Source organism: Lampropedia aestuarii (assembly GCF_004803635.1).
GTDB lineage: Bacteria > Pseudomonadota > Gammaproteobacteria > Burkholderiales > Burkholderiaceae_C > Lampropedia > Lampropedia aestuarii.
In genome coordinates, this window is sequence record NZ_SSWX01000007.1 from 53,965 (window position 1) to 71,372 (window position 17,408).

Below are 17,408 nucleotides of genomic sequence, written 5' to 3' on the forward strand. Positions count from 1 at the left end.
AACGCGAATGCTGTAACAGGACAAAAGACGGAACATGCAAGAAATGACGGAGGTGAAAAAGCCGCAAAGGGCCGGTAAAACCCCCGCTTGAAAGAGTCCATGCCCTTGGAAAAACCAAAGAACAGGTTGCCCATTCTACCCGTTGTTGCTGGCTAGCTGGTGCCTGCATTTGGCAAGCGGCAAAATCTGGCTGCCAGGCCATCAATGCACTTTTTTGGCGTAATCGGCGATGAGGGGCTAAAATACCGTGTTTTGCGCAGTCTGTGCAGTGGCGGCAAACCGATGTGTTGGTGGTTGTGTCTGCTGCGTGCATGAGGATTTGTGCATCAACCGCGTTTGCGCGCTGCTTTGCGGCGTTGCCTTCTTAGAAGCCCTGTGGCCTGCTAGCTGCTTGGTCTATAGTCCGAGCTGTGGGCTGCTTTGGCCTCTCTTTTTATCGAGAACTGACATCTTTTATGAAAATCGCACAAGAAATCCGTGCGGGTAACGTCATCATGCATGGCAAAGACCCAATGATCGTATTGAAGACCGAGTACGCACGTGGCGGACGTGGCGCCGCGACTGTGCGCATGAAACTCAAGGCACTGTTGTCAAACATGGGTACTGAGGTGGTGTTCAAGGCCGATGACAAAATTGACAACGTCATTTTGGAGAAAAAGGACTGCACCTACTCGTACTTCGCTGACCCGATGTATGTGTGGATGGACGCCGACTACAACCAGTACGAAGTCGAAGCCGGTAACATGGGCGATGCACTGAACTACTTGGAAGAGAACATGGCCGCTGAAGTCGTGTTCTATGATGGCAAAGCCATCTCGGTGGAACTGCCAACCGGCGTCGAGCGCGAAATCACCTGGACTGAGCCTGGCGTCAAAGGCGACACCTCCGGTAAAGTGCTCAAGCCAGCGAAAATCGCAACCGGTTTTGAAGTGGCTGTGCCTTTGTTTGTGAACCAAGGCGATCGCATCGAAATTGATACGCGCACTGGTGAATACCGCAAACGCGTTTAATTCTTTAGCGAGTCAGTTGCCAATTCGCTCCTGCGAATCAGAGCCATGCCTATCGCAGGTAAGATTTGGCCACTCACCTTGAGTAGCCGGTTTTTTGTTGCAACAAGCGGCACCTTGCTTATTGCATAGCCAGCCAAAAAAGCTCCGCACAAAGGGGCTTTTTTATCGGCGTTAATCAGCCAGAGACAGGTGAAATCCAATAGGGCGTGCCCCACCAGTGTGATCGAGACAAGTCGAGACGATGTAAGGCAAGGCACGTATTGCAAACCCAACAACAATCCAAGGAATCTCCTATGTCCGATCTGTCCATGCAGCAGTTTCTCAACCACGTCGCCGCACGCAACCCGCTTCAGCCAGAATTTCACCAGGCTGTTACCGAGGTGTTCGAGAGCCTCTGGCCGTTCATTGCCAACAACCAGAAATACGCCGGCCAGGGCCTGCTCGAGCGTCTGGTTGAGCCAGAGCGCATCATCATCTTCCGCATCAGCTGGGTCGATGACAAAGGCCAGGTACAAGTCAACCGAGGCTTTCGCATCCAGCACAGCATGGCCATTGGCCCATATAAAGGCGGTCTGCGCTTCCATCCTTCGGTGAACTTGTCGGTGCTGAAGTTCCTGGCGTTTGAGCAAACCTTCAAAAACGCGCTGACGACTCTGCCGATGGGGGGTGCCAAAGGCGGTTCGGACTTTGATCCAAAAGGCAAGAGCCAGGGCGAAGTCATGCGTTTTTGCCAGGCGTTTGCCGCTGAGCTGGTGCGCCACGTAGGTGCTGACACTGACGTGCCAGCGGGCGATATCGGTGTGGGGGGGCGTGAGATTGGTTTCCTGACCGGCTACATCAAAAAGCTCACCAACCGCGCTGACTGCGTGTTTACCGGCAAGCCTTTGCACTTGGGCGGCTCTTTGATTCGCCCTGAAGCGACTGGCTACGGCACGGTCTACTTCGCTGAAGAAATGCTCAATGAGGCCAAGAAATCCTTCCAAGGCATGAAAGTTTCGATTTCAGGCTCTGGCAACGTGGCTCAGTACGCAATCGAAAAAGCCATGGCTTTGGGCGCTGACGTGGTGACCTGCTCTGACTCGGCCGGTACGGTCTATGACCCAGAAGGTTTCACACCAGAAAAACTCGCGATTTTGATGGACATCAAAAACGTGCAGTATGGCCGTGTCAAAGATTACGCCGAGAAAATCGGTGCCGAGTACCTCGAAGGCGCGCGTCCATGGCATATTCCAGTTGAAGTGGCGCTGCCATGCGCGACTCAAAACGAGCTGGATGAAAACGATGCCAAAGCCCTGATCGCCAATGGCGTGGTGTGCGTGGCCGAAGGCGCGAACATGCCTTCGACCATTGAAGCGGCCAAAGCGTTTGAAGCCGCTGGTGTATTGTTTGCACCTGGCAAAGCCAGCAATGCTGGTGGTGTGGCGACTTCGGGCCTGGAGATGAGCCAAAACGCAGCACGCCTGGCATGGCCTCGCCAAGAAGTCGACCAGCGCCTGTTCCAAATCATGCGCGGCATTCATCAGGCTTGCTTGGAGTATGGCCGCCGCGAAGATGGCTCTATCAGCTACATCCAGGGCGCCAACGTGGCAGGCTTCGTGAAAGTGGCCGATGCGATGATCGCCCAAGGCGTGGTCTAAAACGCAGCACAGGCAGAATGTCCAACCCATTGAACTCTGCTGACAACGGCTTGCTTGGCAAGCCGTTTTTTATCCTGACAGGCCCGACAGCGTGCGGCAAGTCGGCGTTGTCTTTGGCGCTGGCGCGCGCGCTGCAGGCTCACAGGCCGGTGGAGCTGGTCAGTGTCGATTCGGCCTTGGTCTACAAAGGCATGGACATTGGCACGGCCAAACCAACCCCTGAAGAGTTGGCGCAGGCGCCACACCATTTGATTGATATCCGCGAGCCCGACCAAAGCTACAGCGCGGCCGATTTTTTACGCGATTGCGAGCTAGCCGTTGATGCGGCGCTGGCGCGCGGCGCTTTTCCGATCTTGGTTGGCGGCACCATGCTGTATTTGCATGCGCTGCTCAACGGCCTGGACCCACTGCCACCGGCTGATGCTGCGGTGCGCGCCGAGCTGGACGCGCGTGCGTCAGAGCAAGGCTGGCCGGCGATGCACGCGTGGTTGGCCGAGGTCGACCCCATCACCGCTCAACGCCTAGCACCCCAAGACGCCCAGCGCATCCAACGTGCGTTAGAGGTGTGGCGCATCACCGGCCAGCCCTTGTCGCAACTGCAGCAGCGCAGCCAGCGTGATCTGTCCTGGCAAGGCGACTGGATTGCCCAGCGCATCGTGTCGCTGGAGCCACAAGAGCGCAGCTGGTTGCATGCCCGCACCGATTTGCGCTTTGACCTGATGCTCAAAGCCGGTTTTTTGGATGAGATCGACCGCTTGCGCGCCAACCCCCAACTGCATGCGCAGCTGCCCTCGATCCGCGCGGTCGGCTACCGCCAGGCCTGGCAAATGCGCGATGGCGAAGTCGCAGAAAAAGACTGGGTGCCACAAGCGCAAGCAGCCACCCGTCAACTTGCCAAACGCCAGCTGACCTGGCTGCGCAGCATGCCAACCAGACAAGTACTGGCCTGCGACCTGCTCAATGCCGAGCAGCAACTGCAGCAAGCACTGCCCCTTGTGCGCCGCGTGATGGCACAAGCTTAAAACGGCGAGGTTGGGGGGGCAGCTTTGCTGCCCACGCCAGCTGCCGTTCAAACATAGGGCGTTGCAAACTGCGCTGCAAAGAGGAGGCAGCTTGTATTCAGATTGCGCCACCTGCGTGGGCAGGAAACCTGCCCACCCTCCATCGTTTGCTTGTTTCAGCGCCTGCTTATGGCTTGCCCTGCACCACATGCATGGCCAATTGCCCTTTGCGGCCTGGCTTGCGCTGCGGCTGGGCAGTGAATGTGCGCACCGGATTGCCACGCACCACGCTCCAGTGCAAATGGCTGCGCTGCTTTTTCGCCTCTTCTTGAGCCGTTTGGTGTTGGCCTGCCAGCTTGAGCGCAATCAGCGCACGCGCCAACTGTTTGTTCGCATACTGGCTGCGCTGGGTTTGCACTTTCACTGCGACGCCAGAAGGAAGATGCAGCGCATGCACGGCCGAATCGGTGGTATTGACATGCTGGCCGCCTTTGCCAGAGGCTTTACAGGCTTTGAACACCAGATCCTGCTCACGCACAATCGGATTGGGCTGCGCATCTTGCTCCAGCGTGCAGGACTGCACCGCGACAAACCAGTTTTTGCGTGGGTGGCCTGGGCGCAACGGGCTGGCAAAGGTCCATTGAATCGTGCCTTGCCAACTGCGCAAGCAGGCCGCTGCGCCGTCGCCACGCACCGCCAGTACCGCAGATTTCAGGCCTTGCGCGCCCCAGTGCGCCTCCAGTAAATCCACTTCCAGCGCCTGTTGTTGTAGGTCTTGGCTGATTGCCTGCAGCGTCAGCTTGGCTGCCAGTTCGCATTCCAGTGGGCCATGCGCGGCCGTGATTTGGATCAGCAGCATGTGGGCGCACCTTTCTTGTAGGTGAGTACCGGCTTAAAGCGTGCGATCAACTCGACCAAACCTGCGTCCACCAGCGTGGCCACGACACTGTCGACTTTTTTATACGCCTGAGGTGCCTCTTCAAACAGCAAGGCCTTGTCGTTGCAGACCACGCTGCTGGCAAAGCGGGTGGTGCGCAAATCACTGGCATGGAATTTGGCAGACAGCCTGCCTTCGCAATCGGCTCTGGCCCATTTGCGACCAGCACCGTGCGCAAGCGAACACAGCGCTTCTTGCCGTTCAGCCACTGGGCGCACCAAATAGCTGTAATCCCCGCGTGAGCCGGGAACCATCACGATGCCCTGGTCTGACGGGGTTGCGCCTTTGCGGTGCAAGTAACCGGATTGGCCTTGGTAGGTGGCCGCCAGCACGTGGTTGTGCGAAACATCCAGCAAGCACTCGCCTTCGCTGCGCAAACTGTGCAGAAAACGCTGGGCAATCCAATGCCGGTTGCAGTGGGCAAATTGCTGCGCCAAGTCATGCTGCTGCAAATACGCAGCAGCGGCTGGGCTATTGGCTGCCAAGCCGCGATGGCCAAACGCATCCACATGGGCGCGCAAAATCGCGCCACCCAAACCGCGTGAGCCGCTGTGCACGAGCAGGTACAAGGTTTTGGCACTGAGCTGGAGCGCGCTCGCCGCTTCATACAGATGGTCCAGCGCCAGCACCTCTGCAAAATGGTTGCCACCGCCAATCGTGCCCAGGCTGGACGCCAGCAGGCTGGCATCAATGGGCAAGCTGACTTCTTGCAGCAAGCCGTTTAATTCTGCATAGGCGCCAGCCTGCAAAGCTTCAGGTAAAGCGCCTTCCTGGCTGCCAATGCGTTTTTCCAGCTTTTGCGCCGAGTACTGGTGTGTTTTCAATGGGGTTTGCCACAGCGCCATGCCGCAGCCAATATCTCCTCCTACCAGTGCCGGGTAGAAATGCCCAGTAGAGAAAAAAGCAGCGCCTACGGGGTAGCCCCGGCCTGGATGGAGGTCAGGCAGGCCTACGGCTGCACGGATGTGCGGCAGCGTTGCGGTTGTGTGGAGTTGTTCGACGGCGCTGGCTTCCAGCCAGACATCCGGATTGGCAAAAATACGTACCTCTGCAGCGTCTGCATTTGCACGTACTTTCACCTGCATAGAATGGCCCATTGGGGATTCCTTGAAAGTAAAAATTCAACAAATTCATCAGCAAGCACAGAGAGTTGGTGCGGTGCATGGCTGCGAAGCACACGCTTGGCAGAGGGCTTGAATGCAGCGTGGATGGTCCGCCACTGTCTTTGGCCATACGCCGTATGGGCGTGCAAAGCCAAGCCGTGCCCATTCAATCAAGGGCGAACAGCAGACAGACAAAGGGGTTTTCCAAGAGGGCGGATCAGAGTCCGCTTGCAGGGCATACGGCCCCGCAGAGCATCAACGCCTGGAGCGTGTGTCAGGCCATGCGCGCAACGCCAGCTGGCTTGCAAAGCGCATGGGCAAGATCTTGAGTCATGGCATTTCCTTTACAAACGAGGCGTTGAAGAAGAGGCGGTGGCAAGCGCGGCAAATGCGTTGACACGCCCAAAGAAGTTGCGAAGTCTAGGCCAAATGGTTTGCCGTGCCTAGCGTGGCAGGCTGGTGCCTGCTGAAAGTGTTGCATTTATGCAGAAAAATTGCCTTTGTGGTCGACCGCGCAATGGCGGGTTACGCTCTGCTCCAACCCGCCTTACGGGGTTGTGTTAGCCCATCTGGTATTGCTTGGCCAAGCCTAGGAACGCCTCAGCACTGACCGGCGCGCCCAATTCTTCGGCCATGATCGCCGCCACCCGTGGCGCTGCTTGCGCCGCAGCCGCCGCATCGACAAACAACAAACGCGAGCGGCGCGCCAGCACATCTTCGACCGTGCGCGCATATTCATAACGCACGGCAAAGCGCACCATGGCTTCGCTCAATGTGCCGCCGGCATCGACAGCCACATCGGCCCCCGGCAAGGCTTGCACCAGCGCAGCCTCGCTGCCGTATTGCGCCAGGCCTGCGGGTTGCTGCAGGCTGTGTGTCAAAGACGCTCCCGCAGCTGGCTGGCCGGGGCTGCCCACCAGAGGCAAATGGGCCGTCTGGCAAGTGGGCAACTTGACCGGAATCAAATGGGCCATTTGGCATTGGCGCAGCACGTCTTCGGCCATCGCCCGGTAGGTTGTCCATTTGCCGCCGGTGACGGTGACCAGCCCATGCGCTGAAATATGCACCGTGTGTTCACGGCTCAGGCTTTGCGTGGCCGCGCCGCCGTGGCCGCTGCGTGGTGGCTTGACCAACGGGCGCAATCCAGCCCATTGGCTGCGCACATCGGCAGCGCTGGGTTTGGCGGCCAGATAGCGGGCCGCTTCGGTCAGGATAAAGCCGGCTTCCTCATGCGCGGGGCGCGGCTCTAGCGGTAAATCCTGGCGTGACTGGTCGGTGGTGCCCAGGATCACATGGCCTAGCCACGGCACGGCAAACAGCACGCGGCCATCGCGGGTTTTGGGCACAAGCAGCGCGTTGTCGCCGGGCCAGAATCTGCGGTCTACGACCAAGTGCGAGCCTTGGCTGGGCGAAACCATTGGGATCACGGTCTGGCCGCTTTGGCCTTCATCGAGCTGGCGCAACTGGTCAACCCAGACGCCGGTGGCGTTGACCACGCAGCGTGCTTGCAAGTCGATACTTTGGCCGCTTTCGCGCTCGGTGATGCGCGCGCCACTGACCTGGCCTTGTGCGTTGTGCAGCAAGCCTGTGACGCGGGCGTAATTGAGCACATGCGCGCCTTGCTGGGCAGCAGTGCGCGCCAGAGCCAGTGCCAGGCGGGCATCGTCAAACTGTGCATCCCAGTAGCGAATGCCGCCGCGCAAGCCGCTGCGGTTGACGTTGGGCAGCAGTTGTTCGGTACGCGCTTTAGACAGTGACTCGGTGGCGGGCAACCGATCTGCAGCGGCCAGTGCGTCGTACATGCGCAGGCCTGTGCCATACAGCGCCGACTCCCAGAAATGGTAGCTGGGCATGACAAACGGCAGTGGCTGCACCAGATGTGGCGCGTTGGCCAGCAGCACGGCGCGCTCGTGCAGCGCTTCTTTGACCAGTGCGATATTGCCCTGGGCCAGGTAGCGCACACCGCCATGCACCAGCTTGGTGGCGCGCGAGGACGTGCCTTTGGCAAAATCCTCGGCTTCGACCAAGGCCACTTGCAAGCCCCGGTTCGCGGCATCGACGGCAATGCCCAGGCCGGTGGCACCGCCACCAATCACCAACAGATCCAATGGCCCGGCATTGGCCAGCGCCTTCCAATGGTCAGCGCGTGATGGAGTGGGGGGCAGGGCGGGGTGCGGTGAAGTCATGGTCACAAAGTCTTAGAACGTGTTTACGATCTTTTTACAGACCGCGTTGGAGCCCAAAAGGATACGATGAGCGGCAAAAACCGCAGTCGGGCTAGCCGTTCGGCGAGGATTTTTAACAAAGCAGCGTGCCTTTTGGGCTCCAACTCAGAGGGCAAGGCACAAAAAAGCGCATTGCGGCGTTGCCCGTTTTGTTCATACAGACGTATGAACTGCAACAGGCGCCTTGCACTGCCACTTTTTTGTGCCTTGCGCGACAGCAAAAAGATCGTAAACACGTTCTTAAAAAATAGCATGGCAATAGCGCAACCATAGCATGGGACTTTGACAGCATAAGCCGCTATGTCCTCTGTTGCTTAACTGGCCTGGCTGATGCTTTGGTAGCGCTCTTGCAACTCTTGGCGCAATTGGCGGCGCTGCTGGGCTTGGTGGTAGCGGCGCACCTCCTCCGCAGTTTGCGGGTTCAGGGGCGGCACGGGCGTGGGCTTGCCTTCGCTGCCCATTGCAACCATGGTGAAAAAGCAGCTATTGGTGTGCCGCACACTGCGCTCGCGCACGTTTTCCGTCACGACCTTGATGCCGATTTCCATCGAGGTGCGGCCTGCATAATTGACCGAAGCCAAAAACGTCACCAATTCGCCGACGTGAATAGGTTGGCGAAACACGACCTGGTCCACCGACATGGTCACCGCGTAGGTGCCAGCGTAGCGGCTGGCGCAGGCGTAGGCGACTTCGTCGAGTAGCTTCAAAATCTGACCGCCGTGGACATTGCCGGAGAAGTTGGCCATATCAGGCATCATCAACACTGTCATCGTCAATTGGTGATTGCCAGGCGCCATTGTGGGCATTGCGGATTCCTTTATTGTGGGGCTTAAAAGGCGTTATTGTCTGTGCTTTGTATTTCGTGTTCTGCATATCTCAGGAGAAAAACAAGTGTCTGTTGCTTCCGTGGCCCCTCAGCTTCCATTACGTGACTTTTTCCGCAACCCTGAGCAGGCGGCTTTTCGCCTGTCGGACGATGGTCGCACTTTGGGCTTTATGAAGCCTGCCAGCGTCGATGGCCAACCCGCTCGCATGAATATTTTTGTGCAGGCGCTGGACGGCAGCAGCTTGGTTGGCGAGGCTCGCCAGCTGACACAGGAAAGCGCGCGCGATATCGCCGGCTACTTTTTCAAAGGCAACGACGTCGTGCTGTTCCAAAAGGACTTTGGCGGCGATGAAAATTTCCATGTGCTGGCCGTCAACGTGCACACCGGTAAAGTGACCGACCTGACGCCGTTTGAGCAGGTGCGCGCCGGCATTGAAGACGATCTGGAAGACGATCCCAACCATATTCTGATTGGTCACAACCACCGCAACCCCGAGGTGTTCGACGTTTACCGCGTCAATATCCACACCGGCGAGGCCGTGCGCGTGGCAGAAAATCCCGGCAATATCGTTGGCTGGGCCACCGACCACGCGGGCAAAGTGCGTGCAGCCACGACCACCGATGGGCTGCACACCAGCTTGCTCTACCGCGACAGCGAGGCAGAGGAGTTTCGCCCGCTGATCACCACCGACTACCGCACCAGCGTTAGCCCGGCGTTTTTCAGCTTTGACAACCAGCAGCTGTATTTGATGAGCAACCGAGGCCGCGACAAGGTGGCCTTTGTGCGCATCGATCCGGCCCAGCCCGATGTGGAGGAGCTGATCTACAGCACCGAAGAAGTGGATCTGGCCAGCGTAGCTTATTCCAGCAAGCGCAAAGTCATCACCGTCGCTGCGTATGAAACCGACAAAGTCCAGCTGCACTTCTTTGATGACAACAGCCGCGCTTTGTACGACAAGCTCAAGGCCCAGTTGCCGGGCTACGAAGTCAGCCTGCAGTCGCACAACAAGGACGAAACCCTGTTTGTGGTGGCTGCGCACAACGACCGCACGGCCGGCTCGCGCTATTTGTACGACGCCAGCAGCGACAGCCTGACCAAGCTGGCCGATATCAACCCGCTGATTCCTGAGGCCGAAATGGCCCAGATGCAGCCTATCCACTACACCAGCCGCGATGGCTTGACGATCCACGGCTACCTGACCTTGCCCAAAGGCGTGGACCCGAAAAACCTGCCGATCATTGTCAATCCACACGGCGGCCCTTGGGCGCGTGACAGCTGGGGTTACAACCCCGAGGTGCAGTTCCTGGCCAACCGCGGCTATGGCGTGTTGCAAATCAACTTCCGCAGCTCGACCGGTTATGGCCGTGCGTTTTGGGAGGCAGGTTTTGGCCAATGGGGGCTGGCGATGCAAGACGACATCACCGATGGCGTTGCCTGGCTGATTGAACAAGGCGTGGCCGATCCCAAGCGCATCGCCATTTACGGTGCCAGCTACGGCGGCTATGCCACGCTGGCTGGCATCACGTTCACGCCGGATTTGTATGCGGCCGCTGTCGATTACGTCGGTGTGTCGAATCTGTTTACCTTCATGGGCACGATTCCACCGTACTGGAAACCGATGCTGACGATGATGCAAGACATGGTTGGTGACCCGGTCAAAGACAAGGACCGTTTGACTGCAACGTCCCCGGCACTGCATGTTGACAAGATCACAACGCCTTTGTTCATTGCCCAGGGCGCGCAAGATCCACGCGTGAACAAGGCCGAGAGCGACCAGGTCGTTGAGGCCTTGCGCCAGCGCGGTGTCGAGGTTGAATACATGGTCAAGGACAACGAAGGCCATGGTTTTCACAACGACGAGAACAAGTTCGAGTTTTATGAGGCCATGGAGCGCTTTTTGGCGCAGCACCTGGCTCGCTAAGCCGGGGTGGGGCCGCCAGGCTTGGCCAAGATCCATGCTTGGCAGGCTGGGGCTGGCTAGAAAACCACTGGCCGACGTGGTATTGTTCGCACCCTTTGGCAGGTGGCCAGCCGGGGCAACCCAGTTTCGGCCGCTGTGCTCGCTGCGATTGAATGAAAGATTCCCCCATGTCCACTTGTGCCCCAGAAGCCCTGTCGCTCACCCAGGCCGCGCCCATCGCCTGTGATGTGGCCATCATTGGCGCGGGTCCAGCGGGCTTGATGGCGGCCGAGCATTTGACGCAATCGGGCTTGTCAGTGCATGTGTTCGAGGCCAAACCGTCGGCTGCACGCAAGTTTCTGATGGCTGGCAAAGGCGGTCTGAACCTGACGCACTCGGAAGCATTCGGGCCTTTTGTCAGCCGCTATGCCGAGCGCAGCGAGCAACTGCGCCCTTGGTTGCAAGCCTGGGGGGCAGAGCAATTGGTGCAATGGGTCAAAGGCTTGGGCTTTGATACTTTTGTGGGCAGCTCAGGCCGGGTTTTTCCAACCGATATGAAAGCCGCGCCTTTGCTGCGAGCTTGGCTGGCGCGTCTGCGTTCGCAGTCGGTGGTACTGCATATGCGCCATCGTTGGCTGGGCTGGAATGACCGAGGCCAGCCGCTGGTGCAGAGCGAACAGGGCTTGCACACGATTGATTGCAAGGCCTTGGTGCTGGCAACTGGCGGTGGCAGCTGGGCGCAATTGGGGTCTGATGGCGCTTGGCTGCCGTGGTTGCAGGCCAAAGGGGTGGAGGTGGCGCCTTTACAGCCTGCCAATTGCGGCTTTGATGTGGCTGCGCAAGACGGTACGGCCTTAGGTTGGAGCACGGTATTTCGCGAGCGCTTTGCGGGCACGCCAATCAAATCGGTTGTGCTGTCGTTTGAAGGTGGCAAAGGACCTGCGTTTGAGCGCCAGGGCGAGTTTGTTGTCACGCAAACCGGTATTGAAGGCAGTTTGGTGTATGCGGCTTCGGCGCTGCTGCGCGATGCGATTGCGCAGCACGGCAGCGCGCGTTTAACGCTGGACCTGATGCCGCAGTGGTCTGCTGAGCGGGTGCTGACCGAGCTGAGCAAGTCCAGAGGTTCGCGCAGTTTGACCAGCCATCTCAAAACGCGGCTGGGTTTGGATGGCGTGAAAACAGGACTGCTCTATGAGGTGCTTGGCAAGGCCGGCATGGCGGATATCGCCCAGCTGGCCGCTGCTATTAAAAGTTTGCCGTTGACTTTGGCGGCGGCGCGACCGATCGATGAGGCAATTAGCACGGCGGGTGGTGTGCGCCTGGAAGCGCTGGATGACAACGGCATGTGCGTGCATGTGCCAGGGGTGTTTTGCGCGGGCGAAATGCTCGATTGGGAAGCGCCTACTGGCGGCTATTTGCTGACCGCTTGTATGGCCTCAGGCGTGCATGTGGCGCGTGGGGTGCGGCGTTATTTAGGGTGTATGCCTATGACACAAAACGCGTAGGGTGGGCAGGTTTCCTGCCCACGCCATCTGCGGTAAAAACATACGGTGTTGCAAAGGACGTTTTAGAAAGGCCGCGCCTTATCTTCAGGTCGGGCACATCCGCGTGGGCCGGAAGCCTGCCCACCCTACGATTTGACTACGTGTTGCAGCCGTGCTTTTCTGACCCGAAACACTACGCGAGCCAGCAGCAGCGCGGCGATGATCGAGCCGTACAACCAGACCTCGTCAAAATTGTTTTTGCCAGCGCGCATCCACCAAAAATGCAGCACGGCCAAGGCCGCTGCCGCGTAGATACTGCGGTGCAGCCACTGCCAGCGTTTGCCGCCCATCAGGCGAATGAGCTTGGGGATCGAGGTGATGGCCAGCACCAGCAGAATCAACCAGGCCAGTGTGCCAACCAGGATAAATGGGCGGTTGACCAGATCAGCGATGATACCGGGCCAATCCAGGCCCATGTCAAACACCACATACGACAGCCAATGCAAGCTGGCATAGAAAAATGCATACAGGCCCAGCATGCGCCGGTATTTGGCCATTGCATTCCAGTGCAGCCATTGCCGCAATGGGGTCACGGCCAAGGCCAGGCAGATAAAGCGAATTGCCCAGTCACCCAGCGAACGCAGCAGGGCTTCTGCCGGGTTCGCGCCTAAGCCATCGGTGATGGCCAAATACAGCAGCCAAGCTGCAGGTGCCAAGCACAGTAGATGCGACAGCACGCGCACTGCGCTGCGCTGTCCGGGAGTGAGTTTGAACGCCATCGCAGTGCCCCGTTTCAATGTGTTGGGGTTTAGAACGTGTTTACGATCTTAGTAGTTTTTGCGCAAGTCCATGCCGGCGTATAGCTGGCCTACTTGTTCTTCATAACCATTGAACAACAGCGTTTTATTGCGTCGGGCAAACAGGCCGCCTTCGCCAATGCGGCGCTCGGTGGCCTGGCTCCAGCGCGGGTGCGGTACATCGGGGTTGACGTTGGAGTAAAAGCCGTATTCATTGCGCGCGGCCTTGTTCCAGGCCGTGCCCGGCTGCTGCTCGACCAAACGAATCGTCGTGATGCTCTTGGCGCTTTTGAAACCGTATTTCCAAGGCACGACCAGGCGCACAGGCGCGCCGTTTTGCTTGGGCAGCGCATGGCCGTACATGCCAAAAGCCAGCATCGCCAGCGGGTTCATGGCTTCGTCCAGGCGCAGGCCTTCGGTGTATGGCCAGTCCAGCACGCCACTGCGCAAACCGGGCATGGTTTTGGGATCGGCCAGGGTCACAAACTCGACGTATTTGGCGCTGCCTTGCGGCTCGACCTTGTCCAGCAGTTTGGAGAGTGAATAGCCAATCCAAGGAATGACCATTGACCAGCCTTCCACACAGCGCAGGCGGTAGATGCGTTCTTCCTGCGCACTGAGTTTGAGCAATTGGTCAATATCAAAGGTTTGCGGCTTGTTGACCAGGCCTTCAACCCTCACGGTCCAGGGCTGGGTTTGCAAGGTATGGGCGTTTTTGACCGGATCGCCTTTGTCCAAGCCAAACTCGTAGTAGTTGTTATAACTGGAGGCATCCTGGAACGGTGTTTGTTTCTCAGTTGAGATCGCGCCCGGCACTGCCGAGCGCACCGTTTGCATCGCTGCCAGATCCAATTCACCAGGGGTTTGTGACCATGCTGAACCCACTGCCAAGCTCGCGCCACCGGCTGCGGCCAACTGCAGCAAAGCGCGTCGGTTCATGTACAGCGATTCGGGCGTGATGTCGCGGTGATCAGGATGGATGAAGCCGGTGTTGTTTGTTCGTATCAGCATGGTGGTGATCCTTGTTTTCAGCTCAGAACGGGGGCACTTGCGAACATGCAAGCAGTTATACGCTTTTTCAAAAAACTGCGCACAGCCTGATTTGCAATCCATTCATACTCTGTACAAGCTTCTATGACAATATTGTGCGCAAACAATTCATCCGCAATATTTAATTATTGTCAAAACCTCTCGCGGTACAGCGCGCCTTCGGTGGGCTGACGCACTCGGCATCGCACGAGGCACATCACAGCTTGCGCTTGATGCGCGCAGATCTTGAACAGGCATCCTAGGTGCGTGCGTGTGTATATGTGCATGCTGAATTGGCACGCATAAGCAGTTTATACTTGGGCTCCTTTGGTGTTCAGGCTGGATTGCATTAGGGACGTACTGAGCAGGCTGTGGCAGGGCCTGCTGTAAAACAGACGCAAGCAATGCAATCCATCGTCCCTGTGTGTATCCCAGCTCGCGCAGCTTTTTGCTGCGCTGTGAGCAGGTTGCATGCGTGGGCGTCAGCACAGCCGGCATCGTAATTGGCGACCCATTCCGCGCCTAAACCTGTCATCACGGATTCCTACTATGCATACCTCTGCACTCGTGCTTTTCTCTGGCGGTCAAGATTCCGCTACGTGCCTTGCCTGGGCCTTAGAGCGCTACGCGCATGTCGAAACACTGGGCTTCAACTACGGCCAGCGCCATGCGGTCGAGCTGGAATGCCGCAGCACTTTCACCCAAGTCTTGCGCCAGCAATTTCCGCAGTGGGCGCACAAGTTGGGTGAAGACCACCTGCTCGATATGGGCCTGCTGGGGCAAATCAGCGACACCGCGCTGACACAGGCCAAAGCGATTGAATTTGAACAATCGGGCTTGCCCAATACCTTCGTGCCAGGGCGCAATCTGCTGTTTTTCACCTTTGCGGCCGCGCTGGCCTACCGCCGTGGTTTGACGGTGCTGGTGGGCGGCATGTGCGAGACCGATTACTCTGGCTATCCCGACTGCCGTGACAATACATTGAAGTCTTTGCAAGTGAGCTTGAGCCTGGGTCTGGATACGCCGCTGGTGCTGGAGACCCCGCTGATGTGGCTGGACAAGGCCGCGACCTGGCAAATGGCCGAGCAACTGGGCGGGCCAGAGCTGGTTGCGCTGATTGAAGAGCACACCCATACCTGCTACATGGGGGAGCGCAGCCAGCGCCATGCCTGGGGCTATGGTTGTGGCCAGTGCCCGGCCTGTGACTTGCGCCGCAGTGGTTTTGAGGCCTACCGTGGGGAGGCCGCATGACCTACAGCGTCAAAGAGATTTTCTACACCTTGCAGGGCGAAGGCCTGCGCGCCGGACGGCCTGCGGTGTTTTGCCGTTTTAGCGGCTGCAATCTGTGGACTGGCCGAGAGGAAGATAGGCTCAAAGCCACCTGCCAGTTTTGTGACACCGATTTTGTGGGCACAGATGGCACTTTGGGCGGTAAGTTTGGCCAAGCCGAGGCTTTGGCTGCACACATTGCTGCGCTTTGGCCAACTGGCCAAGCACACCGTTATGTGGTGCTGACCGGTGGCGAGCCGCTGTTGCAAGTGGATGCGGCATTGATAGAAGCCTTGCATGCGCAGGACTTTGAGATTGCGGTGGAAACCAATGGCACGGTGGCAGTGCCTGCTGGTATTGACTGGATTTGCGTCAGCCCCAAAGCCGGTGCGGATTGGGTGCAGCGCAGCGGTGACGAATTGAAATTGGTTTACCCGCAGCCAGGCTTGCTGCCCGCAACCATTACCTGTGTGGACTTTCAGTTCTACCTGTTGCAACCGATGGATGGGCCTTTGCTGCGCCAAAATACCCGTGCGGCCATTGATTACTGCCAAAACCATACGCAGTGGCGCTTGTCAGTGCAAACGCACAAAGTGCTGGAGATTCGCTAATGGCCATGCCGCAAGCCAGCCAAGTGCAGTACGAACTCTCGCAACGATTCTTTTTTGATGCCGCCCACACGTTGCACCGCGCCATTGAGGTTGAAAGCAGCCGACGCATCCATGGCCATACCTATGAGGCCGAAGTGACGGTGCGCGGTCTGCCTGATCCCAAGTCCGGGATGTTGATTGACTTGGGTTTTTTACGCAGCGAAATTGCCCGGCTGCGCGACAAGCTGGATCACCGCTTGCTCGACGAAGTCGAGGGCATAGGTCCGGCCACCTTGGAAAACCTTTGCACATACATCCGCACGCAGTTGGAGCCGGCTGTGCCCAATCTGTGCGCGGTGATGGTCGAGCGTCGCACCAGCGGTGACCGCTGTGTGTTGCGCTGGAAGTGAGCGCATATGCCCAGCTTTGTGCGCTGCGGGTGCAGAGCCAGTATTGAATTTCAGCCCGATGCTGCGGACATCACCCCATTTTGGTGGCTGCGCGAGCTGTGCTGAGATCCTGAGCCAGTGCGAATTTTTTTGTGCGAATAGCGCGCTGGTGAGCGGGCAGGTAGACAAGGGGTATTATTTTGGCTGCGTCAAAAATACTCTGCGAAGTGTTGCAGCACCCTCGGCCTTAGAGTTGAGCGTAGCAGGTGTTGCTGTTGCCTGTGAATGCCATTGCTTGCATTGGGCCATTGATCAGAGCTTTGCAGTTCTGCCCTTGTTTATTTGTTGAAAAAATGCCAGACCAGCCCGCCACACCCGCACCGGCACCGGCCGTGCCAGCACCATCTTCCGCTCCGGACTTGCTGCCAGATTTGGCTGCGTCCCCAATACGGCCTGCTGTGGAGGTGCAACAAAGCCATTGGCGCGAGCGCCTGGAGCGCTTGCTGAGCTTCATGGCGGCCATTGGCTCGCTGGTGCTGATTGGCAGTATCTCGATGGAAGCGTTTTCAGGCCAGGCATTTATTCAGGACTCGGTGTATGCGCGGATTCAATTGTGGATCTGTGTGTATTTCTTGGTCGATGTGTCTTTGCTGCTGCTGCTGGGCTCCAGAAAGCGCAGCTATGTGATTGGCCACTTTTTGTTGATTTTGCTCTCCATTCCTTATTTGAGCTTGATTGACTATTTCTCGTTAACGTTCTCGCAAGAAATCCAGTACTTGCTCAAATTCCTGCCGATTTTGCGCGGCGGGGTGGCCTTGATTGTTTTGGTCAAAATGGTGGTGAGCAACAAGCTGACCGGCTTGCTGGTGGCTTATTTGATTTGCTTTTTCTCGCTCTTTTATTTTCAAACACTGATCTTTTATGTGTTTGAAAAAGGCGTGAACCCATTGGTGACCAACTATGACGATGCACTGTGGTGGGCTTCGCTGACGGTGACCACGCTGGGCTCCAACATTGTGCCGGTGACCGTTTTGGGCAAGATATCCACCGTGTTTTTGGCCGTCATTGGTTTGACGGTGTTTCCGATTTTCACGGTCTATATCACGTCGCTGGTGCAGCGGATGAATCAGCGCTGAGCAATAGATGGCCTGCCAGGGCCAATGTATTGACCCAGCCTTTTCTGCACAGACCAGGCGGTTAACGCACCAAC

The 17,408-nt window shown here is 57.8% G+C and carries 15 protein-coding genes; 9 read left to right on the plus strand and 6 right to left on the minus strand.

The features are described 5' to 3' along the window. Positions 1-455: 455 nt before the first annotated feature. From efp to miaA, 3 genes are all read left to right on the plus strand, one after another. Positions 456-1,010 (plus strand): elongation factor P, encoded by a 555-nt coding sequence (efp, locus tag E8K88_RS06855; protein WP_136405915.1) that lies wholly within the window; start codon positions 456-458, stop codon positions 1,008-1,010. Positions 1,011-1,303: 293 nt separating this feature from the next. Beyond that, positions 1,304-2,647: an NADP-specific glutamate dehydrogenase gene (gdhA, locus tag E8K88_RS06860; RefSeq protein WP_136405916.1), complete on the plus strand. Its 1,344-nt coding sequence runs from the start codon at positions 1,304-1,306 to the stop codon at positions 2,645-2,647. A gap of 17 nt (positions 2,648-2,664) precedes the next feature. Next, entirely contained in the window at positions 2,665-3,669 is a 1,005-nt protein-coding gene (gene miaA / locus E8K88_RS06865) for a tRNA (adenosine(37)-N6)-dimethylallyltransferase MiaA (RefSeq protein ID WP_136405917.1), read from the plus strand. Between the two features lie 166 nt (positions 3,670-3,835). Here the strand turns inward: miaA and prfH are convergent, their stop codons facing one another. The 4 genes from prfH to E8K88_RS06885 all read right to left on the minus strand — a co-directional run bounded on the left by prfH (position 3,836) and on the right by E8K88_RS06885 (position 8,710). Then, positions 3,836-4,507 carry a peptide chain release factor H gene (gene prfH, locus E8K88_RS06870; protein ID WP_136405918.1) on the minus strand — a complete coding sequence of 224 codons (672 nt, stop codon included), beginning with the start codon at positions 4,505-4,507 and terminating at the stop codon, positions 3,836-3,838. Continuing rightward, a complete protein-coding gene (locus E8K88_RS06875; protein WP_136405919.1) occupies positions 4,498-5,682 on the minus strand; it encodes an RNA ligase RtcB family protein in 1,185 nt (394 codons plus the stop codon). The genes prfH and E8K88_RS06875 overlap by 10 nt, the downstream gene beginning before the upstream one ends. A 566-nt stretch (positions 5,683-6,248) precedes the next feature. After that, the gene (locus E8K88_RS06880; protein WP_136405920.1) at positions 6,249-7,874 is read right to left on the minus strand and encodes a glycerol-3-phosphate dehydrogenase/oxidase; all 1,626 of its coding nucleotides are present in this window, start codon (positions 7,872-7,874) and stop codon (positions 6,249-6,251) included. A 353-nt stretch (positions 7,875-8,227) separates the two neighbouring features. Then, a complete protein-coding gene (locus tag E8K88_RS06885; protein WP_136406014.1) occupies positions 8,228-8,710 on the minus strand; it encodes an acyl-CoA thioesterase in 483 nt (160 codons plus the stop codon). 94 nt (positions 8,711-8,804) lie between these two features. On the opposite strand from E8K88_RS06885, the gene E8K88_RS06890 reads away from it, so the two are divergent. Beyond that, entirely contained in the window at positions 8,805-10,661 is a 1,857-nt protein-coding gene (locus E8K88_RS06890; RefSeq protein ID WP_240754378.1) for a S9 family peptidase, read from the plus strand. A 167-nt stretch (positions 10,662-10,828) separates the two neighbouring features. Beyond that, positions 10,829-12,145 (plus strand): TIGR03862 family flavoprotein, encoded by a 1,317-nt coding sequence (locus E8K88_RS06895; protein WP_136405921.1) that lies wholly within the window; start codon positions 10,829-10,831, stop codon positions 12,143-12,145. Between the two features lie 125 nt (positions 12,146-12,270). Here the strand turns inward: E8K88_RS06895 and E8K88_RS06900 are convergent, their stop codons facing one another. Beyond that, positions 12,271-12,903, minus strand: coding sequence for a protein-methionine-sulfoxide reductase heme-binding subunit MsrQ (locus tag E8K88_RS06900; RefSeq protein WP_136405922.1), 633 nt, complete (start codon positions 12,901-12,903; stop codon positions 12,271-12,273). A gap of 48 nt (positions 12,904-12,951) precedes the next feature. After that, positions 12,952-13,932 (minus strand): protein-methionine-sulfoxide reductase catalytic subunit MsrP, encoded by a 981-nt coding sequence (msrP, locus tag E8K88_RS06905; RefSeq protein WP_136405923.1) that lies wholly within the window; start codon positions 13,930-13,932, stop codon positions 12,952-12,954. Between the two features lie 567 nt (positions 13,933-14,499). Here msrP and queC point away from each other — a divergent pair. The 4 genes from queC to E8K88_RS06925 all read left to right on the plus strand — a co-directional run bounded on the left by queC (position 14,500) and on the right by E8K88_RS06925 (position 17,334). Beyond that, complete coding sequence (gene queC, locus E8K88_RS06910; RefSeq protein ID WP_136405924.1) at positions 14,500-15,201, plus strand: 7-cyano-7-deazaguanine synthase QueC; 702 nt, start codon at positions 14,500-14,502, stop codon at positions 15,199-15,201. After that, on the plus strand, positions 15,198-15,830 hold the full coding sequence (gene queE / locus E8K88_RS06915; RefSeq protein WP_136405925.1) for a 7-carboxy-7-deazaguanine synthase: 633 nt from the start codon (positions 15,198-15,200) through the stop codon (positions 15,828-15,830). The genes queC and queE overlap by 4 nt, the downstream gene beginning before the upstream one ends. 23 nt (positions 15,831-15,853) lie before the next feature. Next, positions 15,854-16,219 carry a 6-carboxytetrahydropterin synthase gene (locus E8K88_RS06920; RefSeq protein WP_136406016.1) on the plus strand — a complete coding sequence of 122 codons (366 nt, stop codon included), beginning with the start codon at positions 15,854-15,856 and terminating at the stop codon, positions 16,217-16,219. 332 nt (positions 16,220-16,551) lie between these two features. Further along, the gene (locus E8K88_RS06925) at positions 16,552-17,334 is read left to right on the plus strand and encodes a potassium channel family protein (RefSeq protein ID WP_240754380.1); all 783 of its coding nucleotides are present in this window, start codon (positions 16,552-16,554) and stop codon (positions 17,332-17,334) included. The last annotated feature ends 74 nt before the right edge of the window (positions 17,335-17,408 follow it).